The organism is Pseudoalteromonas sp. DL-6, from assembly GCF_004328665.1.
Taxonomy (GTDB): Bacteria; Pseudomonadota; Gammaproteobacteria; order Enterobacterales; family Alteromonadaceae; genus Pseudoalteromonas.
In genome coordinates this window covers 2,292,763-2,316,460 of sequence record NZ_CP019770.1, presented here as the reverse complement: position 1 = coordinate 2,316,460, position 23,698 = coordinate 2,292,763, and the positions used below count along the sequence as shown (strand labels likewise).

Here is a 23,698-nt window from a genome sequence, read left to right as displayed (position 1 = left end):
ATTAACTTGGAATAGTTATTGCAATTTCAGCGTAGTGTCAATTTTTTGAAATTGTAGAGTTATGGAATTTAAAGCGGTATTACAACAACTTAATAAAGATAAAAAAGAATATGCAAAGGGCGTTGGTACACCGCTTTTAGTGTTAGCTGCGCTAGGAATGGTTATTTTACCACTGCCTCCATTTCTGCTTGATATATTATTTTCGTTTAATATCGCGCTCGCATTAGTTGTATTACTAGTTACGGTATACACCATGAAACCGCTTGAGTTTGGCATGTTTCCAGCGGTGTTGTTAATCGCCACGATTATGCGTTTAGCACTTAACGTAGCCAGTACCCGGGTGGTACTGCTTGAAGGTCATAATGGTGGGGATGCTGCAGGTAAGGTAATTGAAGCATTTGGCTCGGTGGTGATTGGTGGTAACTACGCTGTTGGTTTAGTGGTATTTTTAATTCTAATCATCATCAACTTTGTGGTAATCACCAAAGGTGCAGGGCGTATCTCTGAAGTGTCAGCGCGCTTTACCCTTGATGCTATGCCAGGTAAGCAAATGGCGATTGATGCGGATATGAATGCTGGTTTTATTAGCGCTGAGCAAGCCAGAGAGCGCCGTGAAGAAGTAACCCGTGAAGCTGACTTTTATGGCTCTATGGATGGTGCAAGTAAGTTTGTAAAAGGGGATGCTATCGCGGGTATCGTCATTTTAGTGATCAATATCGTAGGTGGCTTATTTGTTGGCATGATCCAACATGACTTGAGCTTTTCTCGCGCTATGGAAGTGTACACATTATTGACAATTGGTGATGGCTTAGTAGCGCAATTACCGTCATTACTACTTTCAATTGGTACTGCGATTGTTGTAACGCGTCAAAATGAATCGCACAACATGGGCGATCAGTTTAAGCAGCAGCTAGGTAACGAAAAATCGTTATTTATTGCCTCTGGTATCCTCATAACTATGGGCTTAGTACCCGGTATGCCGCACCTTGCATTTTTAAGCTTAGGGGCGCTTTTAGGCTACCTTGCATACTATACCCAACAAAATAAACTTAAATTAGCGGCTGCTGAAGCCGAAGAAGCTGAAAATGCAGCTTCAGGCACTGGGATTGCAGCTAAACAAGAGCAAAAAGAGCTGGGCTGGGATGATGTACAACAAGTTGATGTTATTGGCTTAGAAGTAGGTTATCGCTTAATTCCTCTGGTTGATCAGTCACAAGGTGGTGAGCTATTAAACCGCATTAAAGGGGTGCGTAAAAAACTATCTCAAGAGCTGGGCTTTTTAGTGCCGCCTGTGCATATACGCGATAATCTAGAGCTCGACCCAAATGCGTATCGCATCACCATGATGGGCGTATCAAGTGGTGAGGGAGAGCTTAAACACGGTGATGAATTGGCAATTAACCCAGGCCAAGTATTTGGTCCGCTAAAAGGCATTGAAACCAAAGACCCTGCATTTGGTTTAGATGCGGTATGGATAAAACCAGATCAAAAAGATGAAGCGCAATCTTTAGGTTATACCGTAGTTGATTCAGCAACTGTTGTAGCCACTCATATTAGCCAGTTACTGACTAATAGTGCCGCTTTATTACTCGGCCATGAAGAAGTACAAAACTTATTAGATATGTTAGGTAAGAGCCATCCTCGCTTAGTTGAAGGGCTAGTACCTGAGGTATTACCGCTAACCACTATCGTTAAAGTACTACAAAACTTGTTAAATGAAGGGGTAGCAATACGTGATATGCGCTCAATTGTTCAAACCCTTGTTGAATATGGCCCTCGTAGCCAAGACCCTGATGTATTAACGGCTGCAGTGAGAATATCGTTGCGTAGATTAATCGTTCAAGATGCTGTTGGTATGTCTTCTGAAATCCCTGTCATAACCTTGGCGCCTGAGTTGGAACAGATGTTGCATCAGTCACTTCAAAATGCAGGTGATGAAGGTGCCGGAATAGAACCAGGACTTGCTGATAGACTTCAAACATCATTGAATGAAGCGCATCAAAATCAAGAAATGGCCGGTGAACCTTCAATATTGCTAACGTCAGGAATGTTACGCACTGTGTTATCTCGATTTGTTAAATACACCATTCCAGGATTGCGAGTGATGTCTTATCAAGAGATACCAGATGAAAGACAGATCAAGATTGTCAGCTCTGTAGGCCAACAATAAGATTTTAAAGGGGTTTGAATTATGAAAATTAAACGTTTTTTTGCTAAAGACATGCGCACCGCACTAAAAGAAGTAAAAGAAGAGCTTGGTGTTGATGCGGTTATTATGTCAAATAAGAAACTAGCTAATGGCGTTGAAATTGTTGCTGCTGTTGATTACGACAAAGCCGCGACAAAAGCGCCAGAGCAGCCTCAAAGCCAACCAGCTGCAAGAGCTTCATTTGCGCATACTGAGAGTTCACATAATTTTGTAAAACCAGAACCTCAACGCGCTCAACCTAAGCCACAAGCAAAGGTAGCAGACAGTTTACAAGCTTTATTAGAACGTCAATCTCCCCGTCCTCGTTCAGCAGAGCTTGCGTCAATGTTTTCACAATCTGGAATTGATACCTCTGGTCATTACCAAGAACAAGAAGCTGTTCAATCTCGACCTAAAAATATGTTTGAACGTGAACAAAGCGCGCCTGCACGTCCTCGCACCCAAGCTGATAGCTTAGGCTTTGATGATTTAGACACTGGCTTTGACGATTTAGACTCACCGAGTGCACCGCGCCAGCAAACGATGCAAAACGAGTCGAGTGATATAACCACCATGCGCGAAGAAATGAACGCAATTCGTCAATTACTAGAACATCAAGTGTCAGGTTTAATGCAACAAGATATGGCGCGTCGTGATCCAACCCGCGCCTGCATGATTGACCGTTTAGTGGGTATGGGAATAGATAAAGACGTTGCTGAGCAGATGGCATGCTTTGTACCCGACGATGTATCTCGCCAACAAGGTTGGAAAGCCTTATTGAATATGGTTGAAGACCAAATGCAAACCACTAACAACGAAATACTTCGCCAAGGTGGTGTTTATGCATTAGTAGGCCCAACAGGGGTAGGCAAAACCACCACTGTTGCAAAATTGGCAGCATTAGGTGCGCAAAAGTACGGTGCTGATAAAGTTGCGCTTATTACGACTGATACCTACCGTATTGGTGCCTATGAGCAGCTAGCAACTTATGGTCGAATTATTGGCTGTGGCGTAAAACAAGTCAAAGATGCAAATGAATTAGCAGAAGTTTTATACCATTTACGAAATAAACGTCTAGTCTTAATTGATACAGCAGGAATGAGTCAGCGAGATTTACGTTTAACTGAGCAACTTAATACCTTAATGCGTAATCAGCGTGTGGATATACGTAGTTATTTAGTATTAAGTGCAACAGCACAAATTAATGTATTACAAGAAACCGTAAGGCACTTTAAAAAGGTACAGCTCAGTGGGTGTATTTTTACTAAGCTAGATGAGTCATTGAGTTTAGGTGAAATTATTAGTATTGCGATTCAAAACCGCCTCCCAATAGGGTATCTTACTAATGGTCAGCGAGTACCAGAAGATATTAGAGTGGCAAATGCCGAAAAACTAGTAAAAAAAGCTGAGCAATTGTATTTAAAAAGAATAAAAGCACAACAATCACGACACCAATCAGTGGCGTCGAGCACAGTAGAGATGTATGATTAACACAGTTTTAGATCAAGCAAGCGGCCTTCGCAAAATGAGCAACAATAATAATAACGGCGTAAAAGTTATCGCTGTCACCGGCGGCAAAGGTGGAGTGGGTAAAACAAACGTATCCCTTAACACGGCAATCGCGTTAGGCCAACAAGGCAAGCGTGTGCTGGTATTAGATGCTGATTTAGGATTAGCCAATTGTGATGTTATGCTTGGACTACGCGTAGAGCGTAATTTATCTCATGTTTTATCAGGTGAGTGTGAACTCGAAGATATTTTAGTTGAAGGCCCTGCAGGAATTAAAATAGTGCCAGCAACATCGGGTTCGCAAAGTATGGTTGAGTTATCACCTTCAGAGCACGCGGGACTGATACGTGCATTTAGTGAGCTTAACACCGATTTTGATATTTTAATTGTAGATACCGCTGCGGGTATTTCTGACATGGTATTGAGTTTTTCTCGCGCCGCACAGGATGTGGTTGTGGTGGTTTGTGACGAACCAACCTCAATTACTGATGCATATGCGTTAATAAAAGTGCTGAGCCGTGAGCACGGTGTTTACAAATTTAAAATTGTTGCCAATATGGTGCGTAGCTTACGTGAAGGGCAAGAATTATTTGCTAAACTTTCAAAAGTAACCGACCGATTTTTAGATATATCAATGGAGCTGGTTGCAACGGTTCCTTATGATGAGAATATGCGCAAATCAACGCGTCGCCAAAAAGTGATAGTTGAAGTTTTTCCAGGCTCTCCTGCTGCGATTGCTTTTAAAACACTGGCGACAAAAATTGCTAAGTGGCCAACACCTAGTCAAGCCTCGGGTCACTTAGAGTTTTTCATTGAGAAGTTAGTTAGTAACTAACAATGACAATACCGGTGAATAGAGCTATGGGATATCAGTCAACACAGAATTTAAATATGATTGTTGAAAAGCATGCCTCATTAGTCAAAAAAGTGGCGTGCCATTTAATTGCTCGTTTACCGGCCAGTGTGCAACTAGATGATTTGATCCAATCAGGTATGATTGGCTTAATAGAAGCTTCTAAAAACTTTGACGCAAGCAAGGGCGCAAGTTTTGAAACCTTTGCGGGTATTCGCATTCGTGGTGCAATGATAGATGAAATGCGCCGGGGTGATTGGGTTCCACGTTCAGTTCACAGAAAAAGTCGCTTGGTAGCAGAGACAATAGTTGCCCTTGAAAGCAGTTTAAACCGTGAACCCAAAGATATTGAAGTTGCTGAAAAACTTGAAATTTCGTTAAATGAGTACCATCATATTTTAAACGATGTAAACGTAAGTAAAGTTTTAGGTATTGAAGACCTTGGTATTGACGATGATGTGATTACACCTCATGGTCAAGATTTAGCACTAGACAAACCTTTCAATAATGTTAAAAATGAACGGTTTAATGAGTCTTTACTCAGCGCGATAAAGTCGTTACCGGAAAAAGATGCAATGGTGCTTTCTTTGTACTATAACGATGAAATGAATTTAAAAGAAATTGGGCATATACTCGATGTTAGTGAGTCGCGTGTAAGTCAGATACATGGTCAGGCGATGATTAAGCTTAAAGCAAAGATCAATGACTGGATAAACTAGAAGTAAGTAAATAAAGGTTCAGGCCTCACTGGAGGATGTTTTGGATAAAAACATTAAAATTCTTGTTGTTGATGATTTTTCGACGATGAGACGTATTATTAAAAACCTGTTGCGCGATTTAGGTTTTACCAATGTTCAAGAAGCAGATGACGGGTCAACTGCTTTACCTATGTTGCAAAATCAAGTGTTTGATTTTGTGGTAACAGATTGGAATATGCCAGGCATGCAAGGTATTGATCTTTTAAGGGCAATTCGAGCTGACGAAAAATTAAAGCATATCCCTGTTTTAATGGTAACGGCAGAAGCTAAAAAAGAACAAATAATTGCTGCGGCCCAAGCAGGTGTTAATGGTTATATTGTTAAACCATTTACTGCAGGTACATTGAAGACTAAATTAGAAAAAGTGTTCGAACGCTTAGGTTAATGAGAGGGAGAGGCTTATGTCAGCACCTGCTGCGCCTCAGATTACTTTAGAACAAGCTCGCCAATTAGTGGCTTTTTTAGAAAATGGTGAGCAAGATAAAGCGAATCAGTTAATTTTAGAAACAGCTTCACAAGAGCAATCACAGTTATTTGCTGAGGTGGGTAAGTTAACGCGTCAATTACATGAAGCTTTAAAAAGCTTTGAATTAGATACGCGATTAACAGACATTACCACTGATGCCATCCCTGATGCTAAAAAACGCCTCAACTATGTTATGGAAATGACAGAAAACGCAGCCAACAAAACGATGGATGCGGTTGAAGCAAGCTTACCTTTAGCGCAAGAAATTGCTGACGAAATAGCTGATATCAAGCCAACATGGGATCGGTTAATGAACCGTGAAATTGAGCTTGGTGAGTTTAAGTCACTTTGCCATAGCATTGATAAGTTTATGAACAGCTCTCATCATAAAACGGATGAGTTACAAATGTTGATGACCAATGTATTGATGGCTCAAGACTATCAAGATTTAACTGGTCAGGTTATTCGTCGTGTTATTGAACTTGTGCGTGAAGTTGAAGAGAGCTTAATCCACTTGTTAACTGCATTTGCGGCGCAAGGTGAGGTTGAGCAAGTACAACCAACTGAACAACCAGAAGAAACAGAAGATTCCATTGTTGCACAAACACTAGCAGGTCCAGAAGGGCCTATTATTGATAAAGAATCGCGTAATGATGTTGTATCTGATCAAGATGAAGTTGATGATCTATTATCAAGTTTGGGCTTCTAATAGGAGAGTACTGCATGAGCTTTGAAGTCGATGAAGATATTTTACAAGACTTTTTAGTAGAGGCCGGAGAAATCCTTGAGCTTTTATCTGAACAGTTAGTAGAACTGGAAAACAACCCAGATGATACTGAACTACTAAACGCAATATTCCGTGGCTTCCATACCGTTAAGGGTGGTGCCGGATTTTTGGCAATGACAGAGCTTGTTGATGCATGTCATGGTGCTGAAAACGTGTTTGATTTATTGCGCCAAGGTGTAAGAACAGTTAACTCTGAATTAATGGATGTGATTTTACAAGCACTTGATACCATTAATGAAATGTTTGCCACAATTAAAAATCGTGACCAGCCAGAGCCTGCAGATCCAGAGTTACTTGCAGTACTTCACAAGCTTGGACAACCACCAACGGCTGAAGAACTCGCCGGCGATTCTGCAGTTGAAGACATAGCTCCTGTTGAAACTCCCTCGGTAGAACCTGAACCTGTAGTTGAGCAGCCAAGCAATGATGCGGAAGAAGATCCGTTTGCTTTTGATGAATTATTTAGCGGCCCAGATACTAGTAGTACAGATTCTCAGATTGATGAGATCACTGAAGATGAATTTGAAAGTCTACTTGATGAACTTCATGGAAAAGGGCAAGCCCCGCAAGAAAAACAATCCTCATCAAGCGACAGTGATGTCAGTGGCGATATTACAGATGATGAGTTTGATAGCTTATTAGATGAGCTTCATGGTGTCGGTAGTTTTGGTGAAGTAACTCAAAACGCCCCAAGCACACCACAGCAAGCACCATCAGCTCCTACAGCCTCGCAAAATAATGATTCAAGCGCGAGCGATGATGAAATAAGTGATGATGAGTTTGAAGCTCTGCTAGATGAGTTACACGGCAAAGGTGCACCTAAGTCGATAGAAACACCGGCTCCTGAAAGTAAATCTGAACCCGTAGCCGCTAACAAACCAGCGCCTGTTGCTGCAGCAAAACCACAGCCCAAGCCAGAGCCAGCCAAGCCGGTACCGGCTGCACAGCCTGCAAAAGCAGCTCCCGCTAAAAAAGCAGCGCCACCACCGGCAGAAACAACAGTACGTGTTGATACCAAACGCCTAGATCAAATAATGAACATGGTAGGTGAACTGGTACTTGTGCGAAATCGTTTAGTAAGTCTAGCGACTAACTCTGATAGCGAGGCCATGGGTAAAGCAATCTCCAACTTAGATGTAGTGACTGCTGATATCCAAGGTGCGGTAATGCAAACACGAATGCAGCCAATTAAAAAAGTATTTGGTCGTTTTCCTCGTGTGGTACGTGATTTAGCACGAACGCTGCAGAAAGATATTAATTTATTACTTGTCGGTGAAGACACCGATTTAGATAAAAATTTAGTCGAAGCATTAGCAGACCCATTAGTGCATTTGGTTCGCAACTCAGTAGATCACGGTATTGAAATGCCAGATGTTCGTGAAGCATCAGGTAAACCAAGAACGGGTACTGTGACTTTATCTGCTTCTCAGCAAGGCGATCATATTCTACTTACTATCCAGGATGATGGTGCCGGAATGGATGCTGAAAAGCTTAAAAAGATTGCGATTAGTAAAGGCGTGCTTGATCACGACCAAGCGAGTCGCCTTTCTGATACTGAAGCGTATAACCTTATTTTTGCGCCTGGCTTTTCAACCAAAGAAGAGATATCAGATATTTCCGGCCGGGGCGTTGGTATGGATGTGGTTAAAACAAAAATCACTCAGCTCAATGGCTCGGTAAATATTAAATCAGAGATGGGCGTAGGGACTACTTTAGAAATTAAAGTACCACTTACTCTGGCGATACTGCCCACCTTAATGGTAGTGGTTGGCGAACAAACGTTTGCCTTGCCACTGGCAGGTGTTAGTGAAATATTCCACTTAGATTTAACAAAAACTAATGTGGTTGATGGCCAGCTAACTATTATTGTTCGTAAAAAATCGATACCGCTGTTCTATCTTGAACACTGGCTCATTAAAGGCGCTGATAGAGGACAACGAAAAGCACAAGGCCATGTGGTGATTGTGCAAATAGGAACTCAAAAAGTGGGGTTCGTTGTTGACTCGCTCATTGGTCAAGAAGAAGTGGTGATTAAGCCTTTAGATGCATTACTTCAAGGGACGCCAGGTATGGCAGGTGCAACAATCACCTCTGATGGTGGTATTGCACTGATATTAGATGTGCCGAGTATGCTAAAGCATTACGCTGGATAATAAAAAGTAGGCATAAACGTTATGCCTACCCATTCATTGAATAAGAGAGCGAAATGGCTGTTAAAGTTTTAGTAGTTGATGATTCAAGCTTTTTTCGCCGCAGGGTGAGTGAAATTCTTGAACAAGACAGCGGCATTGAGGTTATAGGTTTCGCTGTTAATGGTCGAGAAGCGGTCGATAAAACAGCTCAGTTACGACCCGATGTGATCACCATGGATGTTGAAATGCCGGTGCTTGATGGTATTAGCGCGGTTAAAGAGATCATGGCGAGTAACCCCACTCCTATTTTAATGTTCTCATCGTTAACACGCGCTGGAGCATCAGCCACCTTAGATGCACTTGATGCCGGAGCGATGGACTTTTTACCGAAAAAGTTTGAAGATATTGCCCGTAATAACGATGACGCAATTAAGTTATTACAAGATAAGGTAAAGGAAATAGGTCGCCAGCGCATTGGTAGAATCACAAGAGCACCAGCATATCCTAGTATAAGTAAACCTGCTGCAAGCAAGTCTGATCGCTTTTCTAATCTCGCTAAAAAGCCAATTGTTCAACCTGATCGCAGCTTTAATAATGCAGCTCCTACACCAACCAGTAGTAGCACATCAGCGCGCGCCAGTGGTAAGCAGTATCAATTAGTTGCTATTGGCACATCAACAGGCGGACCGGTTGCACTGCAAACTATTTTGACTCAGTTGCCTGCTAATTTTCCACACCCAATACTCCTCATACAGCATATGCCTGCGGCATTCACACCTGCGTTTGCAACCCGATTAGATAGCTTGTGTAAAATTAAAGTAAAAGAAGCGCAACAAGGCGATAGACTCCAACCTGGTTGTGCTTATTTAGCGCCGGGCGGGCAGCAAATGATGGTAGAAGGGCGGGGGTCAAACAGAACATTACGCGTATTTGAAGATAAAAATGAACGAGTAAGCTATAAGCCTAGTGTTGATATTACCTTTGCCAGTGCGGCAAAAGCGTATCAAGGCGATGTCCTTGCCATTATTTTGACTGGTATGGGGGCGGATGGTCGTGATGGTGCTCGCATGCTTAAACAATCTGGCGCTACAATTTGGGCTCAAGATGAAAAAAGCTGTGTTGTATATGGTATGCCCCAAGCAGTAGCAAGTGCAGGATTAGCAAATGAAAGCTTAGGTCTTCATGATGTAGCGGTGCGCCTCAAAAGAGAGGTTGGCTGTGGATAAGCTTTCTGTTTTAGGATTATTGGTTGCACTAGGCGCTATTGCAATCGGTTATTCTTTAGAAGGAGGTGTGGTATCTGCGCTGTTTAATGGGCCTGCGCTAATTATTGTATTAGGCGGCACATTGGGGGCCGTGATGTTACAAACATCAGCCAATACATTTAAGAAAATGCTCAGTATTACTCATTGGGTTTTTGTCACCGATGACCACGATATTGAAGATGCGATTGAGCAAGTAAAGCGCTGGTCACATAAAGCCCGCCAAGAGGGTTATTTAGCCCTAGAAAACGAAGCGCTTACTCACACTGATCCTTATGCCGCTAAAGGACTGAGTTTATTAGTTGATGGCAGCTCTGACCAAAAGCTTCGTGATACCCTGGAAATAGATTTATTACTTGAACGAGAACGACTGCTTGAAGCTAGTCGTGTATATGAAGCGATGGGGGGTTACAGTCCAACTATCGGTATTTTAGGTGCAGTGCTTGGACTTATTCAAGCGATGTCATTTATTAACGATCCTGAGCAACTAGGAACGGGTATTGCCACTGCATTTATCGCTACTATATATGGCGTAGGTTTAGCTAATTTACTGTTTTTGCCCATGGCCAATAAATTAAAGCAACGGGTTGAGCAAAAAATGCTTTACCATGAAATGCTAGCTGAAGGCGTTATTGCCATTAGCCAAGGTGAGAGTCCTATTAATATTGAATTAAAGCTTGAAGCTTACCGTGTCGAACGTCCTCTTTTACAGGGCCATTAGCGGTTATGTTACGCCGTCGCTTACGTCATCAAAACGCCAAAAGCCAACATACTGAGCGTTGGCTAGTCTCTTATGCAGATTACATGACCATTATGTTTGCATTTTTTGTTGTATTGTATGCTATTGCAATAAACAAAGAAGACAATATACAAGTTTTATCTAACTCTCTTGAGCATGTTTTTGATAAGTCAGCGAAACAATTTTCTCAGCAAGGTAAAGGGGTAAACGGCGATGCTTTGTTGCTTGAAAGAGTGACTCCTGAAGTTGAGGTTTTATATGGCGAAAGTATTCAAAAACAAGAACAAGGGCCGGTGTTGCTCGATGGTCAAAGTGACAATAGCAATATCAGCCAACGTCACTTAGGTAAGCCGCTCGATAGTTTACTGGTCAAGCTACAATCGTCTCTGATTGATGAGATACGCAGTGGTGAGGCAAGCCTAGAGCTTAGCCAAGATTGGTTGGTTATTGAGCTTAATTCTGGGTTGTTATTTGCCAGTGGCAGTGCTGTTGCGCATAATCAAGCCAAAGAAGTTGTAAAAAAGATTGAAGCAATAATCGCACCTGTCGATAACTATATAAGAGTGCGTGGGTACACAGATAACGAAACCATACGCAATGAAATATTTCGCTCTAATTGGGAGTTGTCGGTGGCACGTGCAACATCAATATTAGTTGAGCTAGAGCGTTTGGGAATTGAATCTGCACGCATGGCTATTGAAGGGTATGGCCAATATTCACCTTTTGCCGATAATGATACCGAAGCTGGGCGAGCTGAAAACCGCAAAGTAGTGATTGCGCTTTCTAAGTACGGCTTGGTTTTAGAGTCATCAAATGAGGATACTGAGCAGCAAGTCCCTGAGGAAGCTAAACCAACAGAAGTTGAGTTGCCTACTCAAGACGATACAATAAAAATAATTCGCTTAGAGCATGGTGGCATTCGTGTTACCACGCGTAATGAACAGTAATTAGGATGTAATGTGAAAATCTGGACTGTAGCCAATCAAAAAGGAGGGGTAGGCAAAACCACCACAGCGGTTAGCCTTGCTGGGATCCTTGCGCTTCAAGGTAAGCGTGTTTTACTGATTGATACCGATCCGCATGCATCATTAACTTATTACTTTGGCATTGATTCAGAAGATTTAGAGGTCAGTGTTTACGATATTTTCACTCGCGGCTCAAGCATGAAAAGCGAAGAAATATTGCAAGCATTATGCCCCTCAACCATAGAAAACCTTGATATTCTACCTGCCACTATGGCAATTGCTACACTTGACCGTAGTATGGGTAATAAAACGGGAATGGGCCTGATTTTAAAGAAAACATTGGCTAAAATTAGCGAGTATTACGATTATGCAATTTTAGATTGTCCGCCCGTTTTAGGGGTGCTGATGGTCAATGCGCTTGCAGCCTGTGAAAGAGTATTGGTGCCAGTACAAACTGAGTTCTTAGCGCTTAAGGGGCTTGATAGAATGATGCGTACTATGGAGTTAATGCAAACCTCGCAAGCGAAAAGCTATGAATATACTATAATTCCAACTATGTATGATAAGCGCACCAAAGCATCACTTGAGGCCTATAAAACATTACAAGATACGTACAAAGAAAAAGTGTGGCCAGGTGTGATTCCTGTTGATACAAAATTTAGAGATGCGAGTTTAGCGCAAAAGGTGCCTATTGATTTTTGCCCTAATGCGCGTGGAGTCTATGCTTACAAAGCATTGCTTGAATATTTAATAAAACAAGGTTAATAAATGAGTAAGCAATTATTTGCTAATGAAAAAGTAGTCACTCAGTATTTAGGGGCGTTATTATCTGATGACGAACCAACGAAAGACCTTGAGCCTGTTGCTAAGCTTCTTCAGCAGGTTGCCTATGAAGAAGAGCAAAAAGAGCAATCACTGCAGGTTGAGCCTGTAGTTGAGCCCGTTGTTGAAGTTGAAAAACTTAATGAACAGGTAAAGAGTGTAGAAATAGAATCCCATCAAGCGCAACAGCCTGAACCTGTGCATGATGTAGCACTTGAAAGTGAGGCTGAGTACTTCGATGGTGAATTCCAGGCACTATTCTTCGAGGTGGCAGGGCTCACTTTAGCAGTACCGTTAAAAGCGTTAGGCGGCATTCATGAGCTTGGCGAAGTGAATCATTTATTTGGCAAACCTAAGTGGTTTAAAGGTGTCATGATCAACCGAGAAGAAAAGCTCAATGTTGTTGATACTGCGCGCTGGGTTATGCCTGAAAAGTACGATGAGCAGTTAGAAGCGTCTTTAAACTATCAATATCTAATCACTTTAGGTGATAGCCAGTGGGGTTTATTAGCAGAAAAACTAATAAATAACATTACATTGAGTAAAGAAGATGTAAAATGGCGTACAAATAACAGTAAGCGCCCATGGCTTGCTGGAGTAATTAAAGAAAAAATGTGTGCTTTAATAGATGTTAATAATTTAAATGCACTATTAGAGAAAGGCTTAGATAGCCGTCACAAGTAATGACCATTACGAGGTAAGAGCATGAGTGAAGATAAATTACTGTCAGCCAAGAAAAATGCAGATAATAATGATGAAATTTTACAGTGGGTTACGTTTAAGCTAGAAGATGAAACTTATGGCGTGAATGTAATGCAAGTGCAAGAAATACTGCGTTACACCGAAATTGCTCCTGTGCCAGGTGCGCCTTCGTATGTGATTGGTATTATTAACCTACGTGGTAATGTTGTTACCGTTATTGATACTCGCTCTCGTTTTGGTTTACCTGATATTGAAGCGACCGATAACTCACGTATTTTGATTATTGAAGCTGAAGAACAAGTGATTGGTATTTTAGCTGATAGCGTATCTGAGGTTGTGTATTTACGCAGCTCTGAAATTGATAGCGCACCAAACGTAGGTACTGAAGAAAGTGCTAAGTTTATTCAAGGTGTGTGTAACCGCGATAATGAGCTACTTATTTTGGTTGATTTAAATAAATTACTTAGTGATGACGAATGGGATGAGTTAAGCGATATATAAGCTTCTCTACATAAAATTATGTTATTACTTGGTATTGCAATTGCGGGTTTAGTCTTTGGGCTATTCTCGTTGCTGTTAATTGTGATGTTTAAAAAGCGGTATGCGAATGAGCTTGACGCACAATTACAGCAATTTAAAGATTCATCAGAGCAGATTGATATTTTACGTAGCGAAGTCTCTGAGTTACGAACTGGGTTACTAAGTATTGGTAAACGAGTGCTTGAGGTAGAACAACAAAACCAAGAGCTTATACAGCAACAAGCTGCTCAAAAATACGATGATCCAGATGCTAAAATTTACTCTCGTGCAGTAAAAATGGTTGAGCTAGGTGCTGATTTAGATGAGGTTATTCGCGAGTGTGAATTACCCCGCGCCGAAGCAGAACTGTTATTTTCTTTACATAAACAAAAAGGCGCTTAGCGCCTTTTTTGTTTTTATCACAGTGGATTATGCTTTTATATTGAGCTTTCCTTGAAAGTCTTGCCATCCGGGCGGAAATTTTCCTCTTACCACATATGAAAAAGCAATCAGCTCAGCAATAACAAAGTAAAGCTCTTTAGGGATTTCTTCGCCGAGCTCTAATTTCGAGAGTGTATTTGCAAGTGCTTCATCTTGATGGATTAGAATTCCTTTATCTTTAGCTAGGGCAATAATTTCATCTGCCAGCTCGCCAAATCCTTTAGCGCTAACGGTGGGTGAATTGCCTGCCTCGTAGAGTAGCCCAATTGCTGAATTGCTTTTAAATGAATCCGTCATGACTAAACCTTAATATTTATAATGGCATGGGATTGGTAAAAAGCTTGATGGCTGTCATCTGCGCGTTTTAAGTTTAGGTCGCCCACTTGCAAGCCCTGTTTTGCCAATTTTGAGCGTAAATTATCAAGGTGTGGATGAGCCAACGCGCTTACAGCTTGAGTGGACGCTAATAACTGACAATCTAATGCTTTGTCCATCAACTCTGCGGTTATTTGCAACTTACCTAGTTCAGCATAATCAAAATTTAATCTTACAAACCACACGTTTTTATCCGCTAATTTGTCATTGTTTGGCTTTTTATATTGTCCTAACGATATTTCTGTTTGTGCCGCCTCTGGTGGCAGTTTCATAGGCAATAAAAACTGCACTAAGGAGTTAGTGTCAGGCTGCTGGCTCAAAACGGGAGCTTGCACTTGGCTTAAGGTGTTTTTAATTTGTGTTAATTCACCTGCTAATGCTTGCACTTGTGGTTGCTGTAACTGTTCTAATAACTTATTGGTATTATTACCGGTCTTGAAGCTTGGTAATAAAACCTGAAGTAGTGCCTCTAAACCGCTTTGATTATTAATGCTAACGGCAGTTGGGTTTTGGTTAATAATCGGTGCAGCTAAAATGCTTAATGAAAGTTGTTCTACACCTCGATTAAACGAGCTTTGCAAGGTGTCATTGGGCAGTTGTGTCGGCTTTATAGTGCTGAGTATTTCACGTTGTATGGTGGTTGGGTGTAAATTACTTTCTGACAACATACGGTTAAAAGCTTGATTAACCAAGCGGTTTAAGTCAGTACCCTGATCAGTCATCTTAGCTACAATGGTGTTCAGTTGGCTGCTTAGAACGTGTTTGCTTGCTTCTTTTTGCTCTATTGGAGCGGTTGCGGTTTGCTTTAAAACGGTTGCTAATAATAGCTTTTCCAGCGGTTGTAAATGATTAACGGCTGCTAAGGATCGATTAGCTGTTTGTGCTGATTGGGTAACAACAGGGTGCAAGTCTACGGATGTTGATAACGTCCGCTGTTGCCATAAAGAGATACTGGTTTTTAGCTGCTGGGTTAGTTGCACTAAAGGGGGGGCAGTTCCTAAAGGGCTCTTTAATTGCGTAATGTCTATTTTTTGCGTTGGTGAGAGCCATTTTTGTTGTTCATTAACAACAATATTTGGTTTTTGATATGCATTTAATGTAGTGGTAAATGGCTTGCTTTCAAAATGTTTTACTGCATCTAAAATACGCGTTTTAAAATCAGCAAAACTGCTTTTTAGCCATGATTGAATTGGACTATTAACGGTACTAAGTGGATGAGACTTAATTTTTTGCGAATCGAGAGCAACTTGCGGTTGCTGTGACAGCATCTCATTAAATGGTTTGCTAAATGAGTTTTTAAGCTCCACGGTTATATTTTGATAAGCTGTTTTAATTAATAGTTTATCTGCTTGGCTGCTAATAGTTACCTTAGTCGGCGTTGTAGGTAGTTCAGATAACTGTTGATGGCTTAAGCTAATATTTAACGAGCTTTTTGCGGTATTTGGAGTTAGTACCGCAAACTTGGGCATAGCATGAAGCTGAGCATGACCTAAATTGTTAGCAACTAATTGTGTTAGTTTTGCCTGGCTTAAAGGTTGAGAATGTACAATGTCAGCAAAACGATTAATGATATTTAGCCGTGTACCTTTGCCATCAGTCTCAATTATGCCTTTTAATAAGGGTTCTTGTGCTAGTAATTGCGCTATTTGTTTATTAATGGCGATGCTGGCATTAAATTTTTCAATCACCAGTTTTGGCGTTGGTTTTAATATGACTTGTATCGATAGCGGGTTGTTTTGAATATCACTTTGAGTGTTTATAAAGTTTAAAAACCGCTGTAACTGTTCTGGTTGTTTAATTGATAAGGTACTGTTGTTAGGAATAATGGTTAAGCTTTTACCATCTGCACTTAGCTGTATGTTAGCGCTTGCTATTTTTTCAACATTTGTCGGTGCATCATTAACAGTGAGCCGAATTGTTTGCCAATGCTTATTCATAAACACATCTAAGGTTACTGACTCTTTAGAAAACTGAATGTTTTTAGCCGCCAGCACTTCTTCAGGCAATGTCGGTAACACAGGTTGACCTGAATTGCTTGTTTGATTACTAACCTGTGGGTTAGTCAATGTAATGTGCGTTGGTGTATTCATTATTTTATATCAAGTTTTCTTTATTTTAAGTAAATCGATTCTAAAGCAATATTCGTATTACCCTATCATTATGGTAGACTTACCGCTAATTTTTGGCAGAGAGAATCGTCATCTTGTTACACATTAAGTCCGTTACTTGTATCAAGCAAGAGCGTTGTTTGTTTGATGAACTTAATTTTAGCCTTAAAAGCGGTCAAATCATGCAGTTAGCTGGTCCTAATGGGGCAGGTAAAACATCGTTATTGCGCATTGTTGCCGGTTTTTCGCTGCCAGATGAAGGTGATATTTTATACCTTAATCAATCTATCAAAAAATATTATGACGAATACGCCAGAGACTTATTATATATAGGCCATAAAACTGGTGTGAACGTACAACTCAGTGCACTTGAAAATGTAACACATTGGTTGGCTATTAATGGTTACGTTGACACCCCTGACTTATACTCTTTATTAAGTAAGCTAGGTTTGGTAGGGCTGGAAGATGTGCCTGTTAGAACCTTATCGGCGGGTCAACAAAGACGAGTAGCTTTGGTCAGATTATGGTTATCTGAAGCTAAGTTGTGGATTTTAGACGAACCTTTTACTGCGCTCGATAAAAGTGGCGTTGCCTTTTTACAGCAACGTTTTACTGAGCATTTATCAAAGGGGGGCGCCATTTTGTTAACAACACATCAAGACCTAACCACCCATTTTAGTGACTTACAAACCTTGACTTTGGAGTACCGCCACTAATGACACGACAGCACTCATATTGGCAGTTATTTGTCGCGGTATTTAGTAAAGACGTTAAGCTCGCTTTTCGTCAGCGTGCTGAAATAGTCAATCCCATCTTATTTTTTTTAATTGTTATCTCGTTGTTTCCATTAGCGATAGGGCCTGAGCCTGGGTTGTTATCAAGAATGGCGCCGGGCATTATCTGGGTTGCGGCTTTATTATCAACCATGCTTGGACTCGATAAGCTATTTAGAGACGACTATAACGATGGCTCTTTGGAGCAACTAATTGCTTCTTCGTATCCTTTATCATTAACCGTGTTAGCTAAAGTAGCGGCACATTGGGTGATCACTGGCTTACCGCTGGTACTAATGACCCCCTTATTTGCTTTGTTATTAAATTTAGAAACGACGGCCTTAATGGCTACGTTATTAACGCTATTACTAGGAACTCCCTTATTGAGCTTTATTGGCGCAATAGGAGCGGGTTTGACTGTGGGATTACAAAAAGGCGGCATTTTAATGAGCTTACTAGTGCTGCCTTTGTATATTCCGGTTTTAATTTTTGCAACTTCCGCTATTGATACCAGCACTATGTCGCTGGATTACAGTGGTCAGCTTGCAATCCTTGGTGCCATGTTAGTCGTTGCGATTATCAGTGCGCCAATTGCCATATCATCAGCATTAAAAGTGAGTGTAAGTTAATATGTGGAAGTGGTTACATCCGTATGCGAAAGCAGAGCGAGCATATCAGTTATGCAATACTCTACTGCCATATTTTGCAGTAGTAACGGTCGTTAGTATGATTGTTGGTTGGGTTTGGGGATTAGGTTTTGCCCCTGCCGATTACCAACAAAAAGACAGTTACCGTATTATTTTTATTCACGTGCCCTCCGCTATTTTATCTATGGGCGCCTATTCATCAATGGCGATTGCAGCCATTGTTGCCTTGGTATGGCAACTACGTAATGCCGAGCTTGCGGTAATTGCAATCGCGCCTGTTGGCGCGTGTATGACTGCAATAGCTTTAATTACCGGTGCTGCATGGGGTAAACCTATGTGGGGCGCTTGGTGGGTATGGGATGCACGACTGACTTCTGAGCTTATTTTATTATTTTTATACTTAGGGGTGTTGTCTTTGTACCATGCCTTTGAAGATAAAAAGTCAGCAGGTCGCGCCGCGTCTATTTTAGCCATTGTAGGGGTGATCAACCTACCTATTATTCACTTTTCGGTGGAGTGGTGGAATACCCTGCACCAAGGGGCGAGTATCACTAAGTTTAATCGCGATGCGGTTGACCCTAGTATGTTTTGGCCATTAATGATTAATATTTTAGCCTTTGCCGCGTTTGTCGGTACGGTGACTTTAATTCGTCTTAAAAATGAAATTTTACACCGTGAAAAGCACCGCCCATGGGTGCGACAGTTGTTAACTAAGGGGTAATTATGCAGTTTGACTCGTTTTCAGATTTTATTGCAATGGGAGGCTATGGTTTTTATGTATGGCTTTCTTTTGGTACATGTGCATTGATTCTATTAGGTATTTTATTTAGCTCGTTACGCGACAAAAAACAAATTTTAGCATCGGTTGAGCAACAAATTGCACGTGAAACTCGAATTAAAAATTCTAAGCAGGAGCAAACCTCGTGAACCCTAGACGTAAAAAACGCCTTTTGGTTATTATCGCCGTACTCTTTGGTATTGGTGGATCAATAGGTTTAGTGTTGTACGCCTTACAAGAAAATATTAATTTGTTTTACACCCCCAGCGAATTAATTGATGGTAAAGGTCCCAATAAAGAAAAGCCGTTTGTAGGCCAAAAGCTGAGAATTGGCGGCATGGTAGTGCCAGGCTCTGTGATCAGAAATGAACAAAGCTTAAAAGTAAGCTTTAAGCTGATTGATACGGGGCCATTGGTAACGGTACGCTATCAAGGTATTTTGCCTGATTTGTTTCGTGAAGGACAAGGGATTGTTGCGCAAGGTGTGTTAGTTGAGCCTAACGTGATTGAAGCATTTGAAGTGTTGGCTAAGCATGATGAAGAATATATGCCGGCAGAAGTTGCTGAGGCAGTAAAAGGCATTAAGCACGAAAAGCCAAAATATAACTTAGATAGTGGGAGCTGATATGATCCCAGAAATTGGTTATTTTTCTTTAACATTGGCCATGGTGCTCAGTGTGCTGTTGTGTATTTTCCCACTTTGGGGAGCACACACAGGTAATCTTCGATTGATGCGCGCAGCGCCATCATTAGCGGTTGGTCAGTTTGCATTTGTTGCTTTGTCGTTCGCTGTTCTTATTTATGCCAGCCTAACCGATGATTTTACCGTGTCTTACGTTGCTTATCATTCAAGTAGCACCTTACCTTGGTATTATAAAATCACCTCTACATGGGGTGGTCATGAAGGCGCTATTTTACTGTGGTTACTTATGCAAGCCGGGTGGACAGCTCTGGTCGCGGTGCGTTCAAAGTCACTTCCTTGGGTGCTTCGTGCTCGTGTATTAGGTGTGCTTGGCTTTTTAGGTGTCGGCTTTATGATGTACACCTTATTGCTGTCAAGTCCGTTTGAGCGTTTATTGCCCTATTTCCCAGTTGAAGGGCGAGATTTAAACCCATTATTACAAGACCCAGGTATGATCATTCATCCACCATTACTTTACATGGGGTATGTGGGTCTTTCTGTGGCTTTTTCCTTTGCTATTGCCGCGTTGTTAACCGGTAAGCTCGATAATACCTGGGCTAAGTGGTCACGCCCATGGACGATGACTGCATGGGGCTTTTTAACCTTAGGTATTACCATTGGTAGTTGGTGGGCTTATGCAGAACTTGGCTGGGGCGGCTGGTGGTTCTGGGATCCAGTTGAGAACGCATCACTGATGCCATGGTTAGTGGCAACGGCTTTATTACACTCTTTAAGTGTGACTGAAAAGCGCGGTGTATTTAAATCATGGACCGTATTATTAGCAATTGCTGCTTTTTCATTAAGTTTACTGGGCACTTTTATTGTTCGTTCAGGGATTATTGTTTCGGTGCACGCCTTTGCAACCGATCCGGATCGTGGGCTATTTATTCTTGCTTTCTTAGCTATTGTTGTTGGCGGCGGCTTAGCGCTTTACGGCTTGCGTGTTTCACAAGTTAAAAGTGAAGGACGTTATAAGTTTGTCTCTCGTGAAGTAGCACTTTGGCTAAATAACATTTTCTTAGTGGTTGCCACCTTAATTGTACTATTAGGTACTTTATTACCTATGGTGCACAAAGAAATGGGCTTAGGTAGTATTTCTATTGGCGAACCTTTCTTTAATAAAATGTTTGCAATTCTACTGGTGCCATTTGCGATTTTAATGGGCATAGGACCATTTTTGCGCTGGAAGCAAAATAAATGGGCATTTTTACAAAACAAACTATTTGTTGGCGCACTAGCCAGTGTCGTTATTACCTGTGCGTGGCTGTTTAGCAGTTATGAAGTAGTTACGCCGCTCACTCTATTAGCAACTACGTTAGGTGTATGGATATTTATTGCTACCTTTATCGACCTTTACACCAAGGCTGCTGTTCATGGCTCACTTAAGCTCGGCATCAAACGCTTAGGTTTAAGTTATTGGGCTATGGTGCTTGGCCATGTTGGTTTGGCCTTTGTTATTGCCGGTATTACGCTTACTTCGGCGTATTCAGTTGAGCGTGATGTATCAATGAAGCCTGGTGATAGCGTACAGCTAAATCAGTATCAATACCGTTTTGAAGGCGTGAAGACAATTCGTGGTGCAAACTATAGCGGTCATGCGGGTGTGGTAACAGTACTAAAAGAAGACACAACAATTGCGCGTCTTTATGCAGAAAAACGCCGATACGACATTGGTATGCAGTTTATGACTGAAGCCGCAATAGATGCTGGGTTTACTCGCGATTTATACCTCGCCCTTGGAGAGCAATTAAGTGAAGGGGCTTGGTCATTACGTATTTACCACAAGCCGTTTGTGCGTTGGATGTGGATTGGTGGTGTTCTGATCTCACTCGCTGGTTTTGTAATTTTATTTGATAAGCGTTATCGCGCTACACCTCGCAAAGATGAATTAGAGGGGGCATTATGAAGCGTAAATTGATGGCAGTTGTACCTTTACTAATTTTTATCTTTATTTGTGTGTTTTTATATCAAGGGTTGTTTGCTAACCCTCGGGAAATACAAACTGGGCGCATTGGTCAAACCTTACCAGCATTCAACTTGCCTGATTTAATGCAAGATGACAAACGTTGGACTGATGAGCAATTAAAAGGTGACGTGTATTTATTGAACGTGTGGGGCACATGGTGCCCAACGTGTCTAGCTGAGCTTGATTATTTAACTAAGCTTCGCGAGCAAGGCATTAAAATTATCGGCTTGTATTATGTACAAAGCTACGATGCTGATTTTGATGGCCCGTTTGATATGCAAGCACTGCGTGACGATGTGAGTAATATGCTTGCGCGCGCAGGTAACCCTTATCAATTTAATATTTTAGATTTAGAGCGCTCTTTGGCGTTAGATTTGGGTGTGTCCGGAGCACCAGAAACATTTTTAGTTGATAAAAATGGCACTATTTTGTTACACCACACTGGTGATATAAACCCTCGAGTTTGGCGCGCTAAGTTTGCGCCTCTTATGCAGGAGCTGCAGCCATGAGATTGTTTTTATTAACCCTTAGCTTATTTATTAGTTTAGCTGCGTTTGCTCAACAAGACCGTTATCAATTTGATAGCAACGAGCAAGCGGTTCGTTTTGAAGAGCTAACTAAAGAATTACGTTGTCCCAAATGTCAAAATCAAAATATTGCTGATTCAGACGCCGTAGTTGCAAAAGACTTACGCGATCGCGTATTGGCGTTAGTAAAAGATGGTAAAAGCAAAGACGAAGTTATTGATTATATGATTGACCGCTATGGCTACTTTGTTCATTACGATCCACCAGTAACGCCGGCTACGTTAATTCTGTGGGTGTTGCCAGTACTCATTGTAATAATAGGCTTTGGCTTTATTGTTATTCGCCAGCGTAAAGCGTCGGTAAAACAAACGTGGAGTGACACTGATGAAGTGATGCTCAATAAGTTGATTAAACAAAATAAACGTCAGGAGCAAAGTTAAATGATTTTAATGTGGGCGTCTTTTGCTTTACTCACACTCATTGCATTGCTGTTTATTATTGTGCCTTTTTTAAAAAAAGAGCGCGTAGTAACCATTACTCATAACGCTAATGCTGAGCTTATCAGCATTTATGAGCAGCGTTTAGTTGAACTACAGGCTGATTTAGACAACCAACGCATAGACTCGCAAAACCACAGCGAGGCAATTGTTGAGCTAAAACGCCGTTTGCTAAATGAATTATCACCAGAGAAGTCACTCAATAGTCGTGGTGACAATCGTATATTTGCTTTAACAGGGGCGGCGTTTTTAATTGCGTTAGCGGGTATATTTTATGCAATGACCGGCAGCCAGCAACAAATAGCGGCTTGGCATGATGCAATGGACAACTTGGCCGATTATGGCCAACGCGCTGTAATGCAAAAAGGTGAGCCGTTAACTAAAAATGAACTGCAAGCGTTTGCATTGGCATTGCGTACGAAGTTAAGCCAAAGCGGTGACGATGAAGTTGCTTGGATGCTGTTAGGGCGTGTGGCTATAATGCTTAATGAGTTTGACATGGCAAAACAGTCATTTGATAAAGCATTGTCAATGAACCCTGATAATATGCAAGCCTTGGTGAGCTACTCGCAGGTATTATTACTTGAGGGCAGTGATGAGAATATGACTCGCGCAGCGGGTATGCTTTCTAAAGTACTACAAGCACAACCAAATAACCTCGATGCGATTTCGTTACTTGCGCTGATTGCCTTTGAGAGAAAAGATTGGATACAGGCAAAAGCTGCATTTGAAGTACTTCTTGCCAGTATGGACGAGTCAGATACGCGTTATGCTATGATTTCTGAGCGCATCAGTGAAATTGATGGCCAAATAGCTCAGCAAAGTGAGTTAAACAGTCATGAACAGCACGTTGTTCAGGGTATTCAGGTCACGGTTAAGATTGACGAGCAACTTGCAGACAAACAGCCCAGTAACGGTATTTTGTTTGTGTTTGCTAAAGCTTCTGAAGGTTCACCCATGCCTTTAGCCGTTGTTAAACTAACAGACTATAGCTTTCCAATCACGGTTGAGCTGAGCGATTCGAACGCCATGATGGCGGGGCTAAATTTATCCAGTGCCAGTGAAATTGTTATTTCTGCGCGTATCTCTAATGATGATTCAGTGATGCCAAGCGCCGGTGAGCTTGAAGGCCACTCTGAAGTACTGCTTCGTAAAGATGTGCAACAAGTGCAACTGAACATTGATACATTAATACCTTAAGG

25 protein-coding genes are annotated in these 23,698 nt (G+C 41.5%); 23 read left to right on the top strand and 2 right to left on the bottom strand.

The window, feature by feature from the left end; all coding sequences use genetic code 11:
• The first annotated feature begins 61 nt into the window (after nt 1–61).
• The 14 genes from flhA to B1F84_RS10730 are packed head-to-tail and all read left to right on the top strand — an operon-like array spanning nt 62 to nt 14,104.
• Nucleotides 62–2,170 (top strand): flagellar biosynthesis protein FlhA, encoded by a 2,109-nt coding sequence (gene flhA / locus B1F84_RS10795; protein WP_076918267.1) that lies wholly within the window; start codon nt 62–64, stop codon nt 2,168–2,170.
• Nucleotides 2,171–2,191: 21 nt separating this feature from the next.
• Complete coding sequence (gene flhF, locus B1F84_RS10790) at nt 2,192–3,679, top strand: flagellar biosynthesis protein FlhF (RefSeq protein WP_131691399.1); 1,488 nt, start codon at nt 2,192–2,194, stop codon at nt 3,677–3,679.
• Complete coding sequence (locus tag B1F84_RS10785) at nt 3,672–4,532, top strand: MinD/ParA family protein (protein ID WP_008465391.1); 861 nt, start codon at nt 3,672–3,674, stop codon at nt 4,530–4,532. Before flhF ends, B1F84_RS10785 begins: the two co-directional genes overlap by 8 nt.
• A gap of 26 nt (nt 4,533–4,558) precedes the next feature.
• On the top strand, nt 4,559–5,269 hold the full coding sequence (locus B1F84_RS10780; RefSeq protein WP_036933071.1) for an RNA polymerase sigma factor FliA: 711 nt from the start codon (nt 4,559–4,561) through the stop codon (nt 5,267–5,269).
• 40 nt (nt 5,270–5,309) lie between these two features.
• The gene (gene cheY, locus B1F84_RS10775; RefSeq protein WP_008465395.1) at nt 5,310–5,693 is read left to right on the top strand and encodes a chemotaxis response regulator CheY; all 384 of its coding nucleotides are present in this window, start codon (nt 5,310–5,312) and stop codon (nt 5,691–5,693) included.
• A 16-nt stretch (nt 5,694–5,709) separates the two neighbouring features.
• Nucleotides 5,710–6,483: a protein phosphatase CheZ gene (locus B1F84_RS10770; protein ID WP_008465396.1), complete on the top strand. Its 774-nt coding sequence runs from the start codon at nt 5,710–5,712 to the stop codon at nt 6,481–6,483.
• Nucleotides 6,484–6,497: 14 nt separating this feature from the next.
• Nucleotides 6,498–8,714, top strand: a complete 2,217-nt coding sequence (locus B1F84_RS10765; RefSeq protein ID WP_008465398.1) for a chemotaxis protein CheA — start codon at nt 6,498–6,500, stop codon at nt 8,712–8,714.
• A 53-nt stretch (nt 8,715–8,767) separates the two neighbouring features.
• On the top strand, nt 8,768–9,919 hold the full coding sequence (locus tag B1F84_RS10760) for a chemotaxis response regulator protein-glutamate methylesterase (protein ID WP_131691398.1): 1,152 nt from the start codon (nt 8,768–8,770) through the stop codon (nt 9,917–9,919).
• A complete protein-coding gene (locus B1F84_RS10755) occupies nt 9,912–10,676 on the top strand; it encodes a flagellar motor protein (RefSeq protein ID WP_008465400.1) in 765 nt (254 codons plus the stop codon). The genes B1F84_RS10760 and B1F84_RS10755 overlap by 8 nt, the downstream gene beginning before the upstream one ends.
• A 5-nt stretch (nt 10,677–10,681) precedes the next feature.
• Complete coding sequence (locus tag B1F84_RS10750) at nt 10,682–11,641, top strand: flagellar motor protein MotB (protein ID WP_131691397.1); 960 nt, start codon at nt 10,682–10,684, stop codon at nt 11,639–11,641.
• A gap of 12 nt (nt 11,642–11,653) precedes the next feature.
• Nucleotides 11,654–12,424 (top strand): ParA family protein, encoded by a 771-nt coding sequence (locus B1F84_RS10745; RefSeq protein ID WP_055013038.1) that lies wholly within the window; start codon nt 11,654–11,656, stop codon nt 12,422–12,424.
• 3 nt (nt 12,425–12,427) lie between these two features.
• The gene (locus B1F84_RS10740; protein WP_131691396.1) at nt 12,428–13,165 is read left to right on the top strand and encodes a chemotaxis protein CheW; all 738 of its coding nucleotides are present in this window, start codon (nt 12,428–12,430) and stop codon (nt 13,163–13,165) included.
• A 21-nt stretch (nt 13,166–13,186) separates the two neighbouring features.
• The gene (locus B1F84_RS10735) at nt 13,187–13,684 is read left to right on the top strand and encodes a chemotaxis protein CheW (RefSeq protein ID WP_008112225.1); all 498 of its coding nucleotides are present in this window, start codon (nt 13,187–13,189) and stop codon (nt 13,682–13,684) included.
• Nucleotides 13,685–13,702: 18 nt separating this feature from the next.
• On the top strand, nt 13,703–14,104 hold the full coding sequence (locus tag B1F84_RS10730; RefSeq protein ID WP_076918260.1) for a DUF2802 domain-containing protein: 402 nt from the start codon (nt 13,703–13,705) through the stop codon (nt 14,102–14,104).
• Nucleotides 14,105–14,131: 27 nt separating this feature from the next.
• Here the strand turns inward: B1F84_RS10730 and B1F84_RS10725 are convergent, their stop codons facing one another.
• Both B1F84_RS10725 and B1F84_RS10720 read right to left on the bottom strand, forming a co-directional pair.
• A complete protein-coding gene (locus tag B1F84_RS10725; protein ID WP_008465407.1) occupies nt 14,132–14,440 on the bottom strand; it encodes an EscU/YscU/HrcU family type III secretion system export apparatus switch protein in 309 nt (102 codons plus the stop codon).
• Between the two features lie 2 nt (nt 14,441–14,442).
• Nucleotides 14,443–16,608, bottom strand: coding sequence for a flagellar hook-length control protein FliK (locus B1F84_RS10720; protein WP_131691395.1), 2,166 nt, complete (start codon nt 16,606–16,608; stop codon nt 14,443–14,445).
• A gap of 113 nt (nt 16,609–16,721) precedes the next feature.
• Here B1F84_RS10720 and ccmA point away from each other — a divergent pair, with 113 nt between their 5' ends.
• From ccmA to ccmI, 9 genes are read left to right on the top strand one after another with little or no spacing between them, the layout of a single operon-like run.
• Nucleotides 16,722–17,342, top strand: coding sequence for a cytochrome c biogenesis heme-transporting ATPase CcmA (gene ccmA, locus B1F84_RS10715; RefSeq protein ID WP_076916065.1), 621 nt, complete (start codon nt 16,722–16,724; stop codon nt 17,340–17,342).
• Complete coding sequence (gene ccmB, locus B1F84_RS10710; protein ID WP_024602037.1) at nt 17,342–18,028, top strand: heme exporter protein CcmB; 687 nt, start codon at nt 17,342–17,344, stop codon at nt 18,026–18,028. The genes ccmA and ccmB overlap by 1 nt, the downstream gene beginning before the upstream one ends.
• A gap of 1 nt (nt 18,029) precedes the next feature.
• Nucleotides 18,030–18,767 carry a heme ABC transporter permease gene (locus B1F84_RS10705; RefSeq protein WP_036985043.1) on the top strand — a complete coding sequence of 246 codons (738 nt, stop codon included), beginning with the start codon at nt 18,030–18,032 and terminating at the stop codon, nt 18,765–18,767.
• A 2-nt stretch (nt 18,768–18,769) separates the two neighbouring features.
• A complete protein-coding gene (gene ccmD, locus B1F84_RS10700; RefSeq protein WP_008112240.1) occupies nt 18,770–18,973 on the top strand; it encodes a heme exporter protein CcmD in 204 nt (67 codons plus the stop codon).
• Nucleotides 18,970–19,449 (top strand): cytochrome c maturation protein CcmE, encoded by a 480-nt coding sequence (gene ccmE, locus B1F84_RS10695; RefSeq protein ID WP_008112242.1) that lies wholly within the window; start codon nt 18,970–18,972, stop codon nt 19,447–19,449. Before ccmD ends, ccmE begins: the two co-directional genes overlap by 4 nt.
• Nucleotide 19,450: 1 nt before the next feature.
• Nucleotides 19,451–21,412: a heme lyase CcmF/NrfE family subunit gene (locus tag B1F84_RS10690; RefSeq protein ID WP_131691394.1), complete on the top strand. Its 1,962-nt coding sequence runs from the start codon at nt 19,451–19,453 to the stop codon at nt 21,410–21,412.
• Nucleotides 21,409–21,981, top strand: a complete 573-nt coding sequence (locus tag B1F84_RS10685; RefSeq protein WP_131691393.1) for a DsbE family thiol:disulfide interchange protein — start codon at nt 21,409–21,411, stop codon at nt 21,979–21,981. The genes B1F84_RS10690 and B1F84_RS10685 overlap by 4 nt, the downstream gene beginning before the upstream one ends.
• Nucleotides 21,978–22,439, top strand: a complete 462-nt coding sequence (locus B1F84_RS10680) for a cytochrome c-type biogenesis protein (RefSeq protein ID WP_131691392.1) — start codon at nt 21,978–21,980, stop codon at nt 22,437–22,439. Before B1F84_RS10685 ends, B1F84_RS10680 begins: the two co-directional genes overlap by 4 nt.
• Complete coding sequence (ccmI, locus tag B1F84_RS10675; RefSeq protein ID WP_076918254.1) at nt 22,440–23,696, top strand: c-type cytochrome biogenesis protein CcmI; 1,257 nt, start codon at nt 22,440–22,442, stop codon at nt 23,694–23,696.
• Nucleotides 23,697–23,698: the final 2 nt, after the last annotated feature.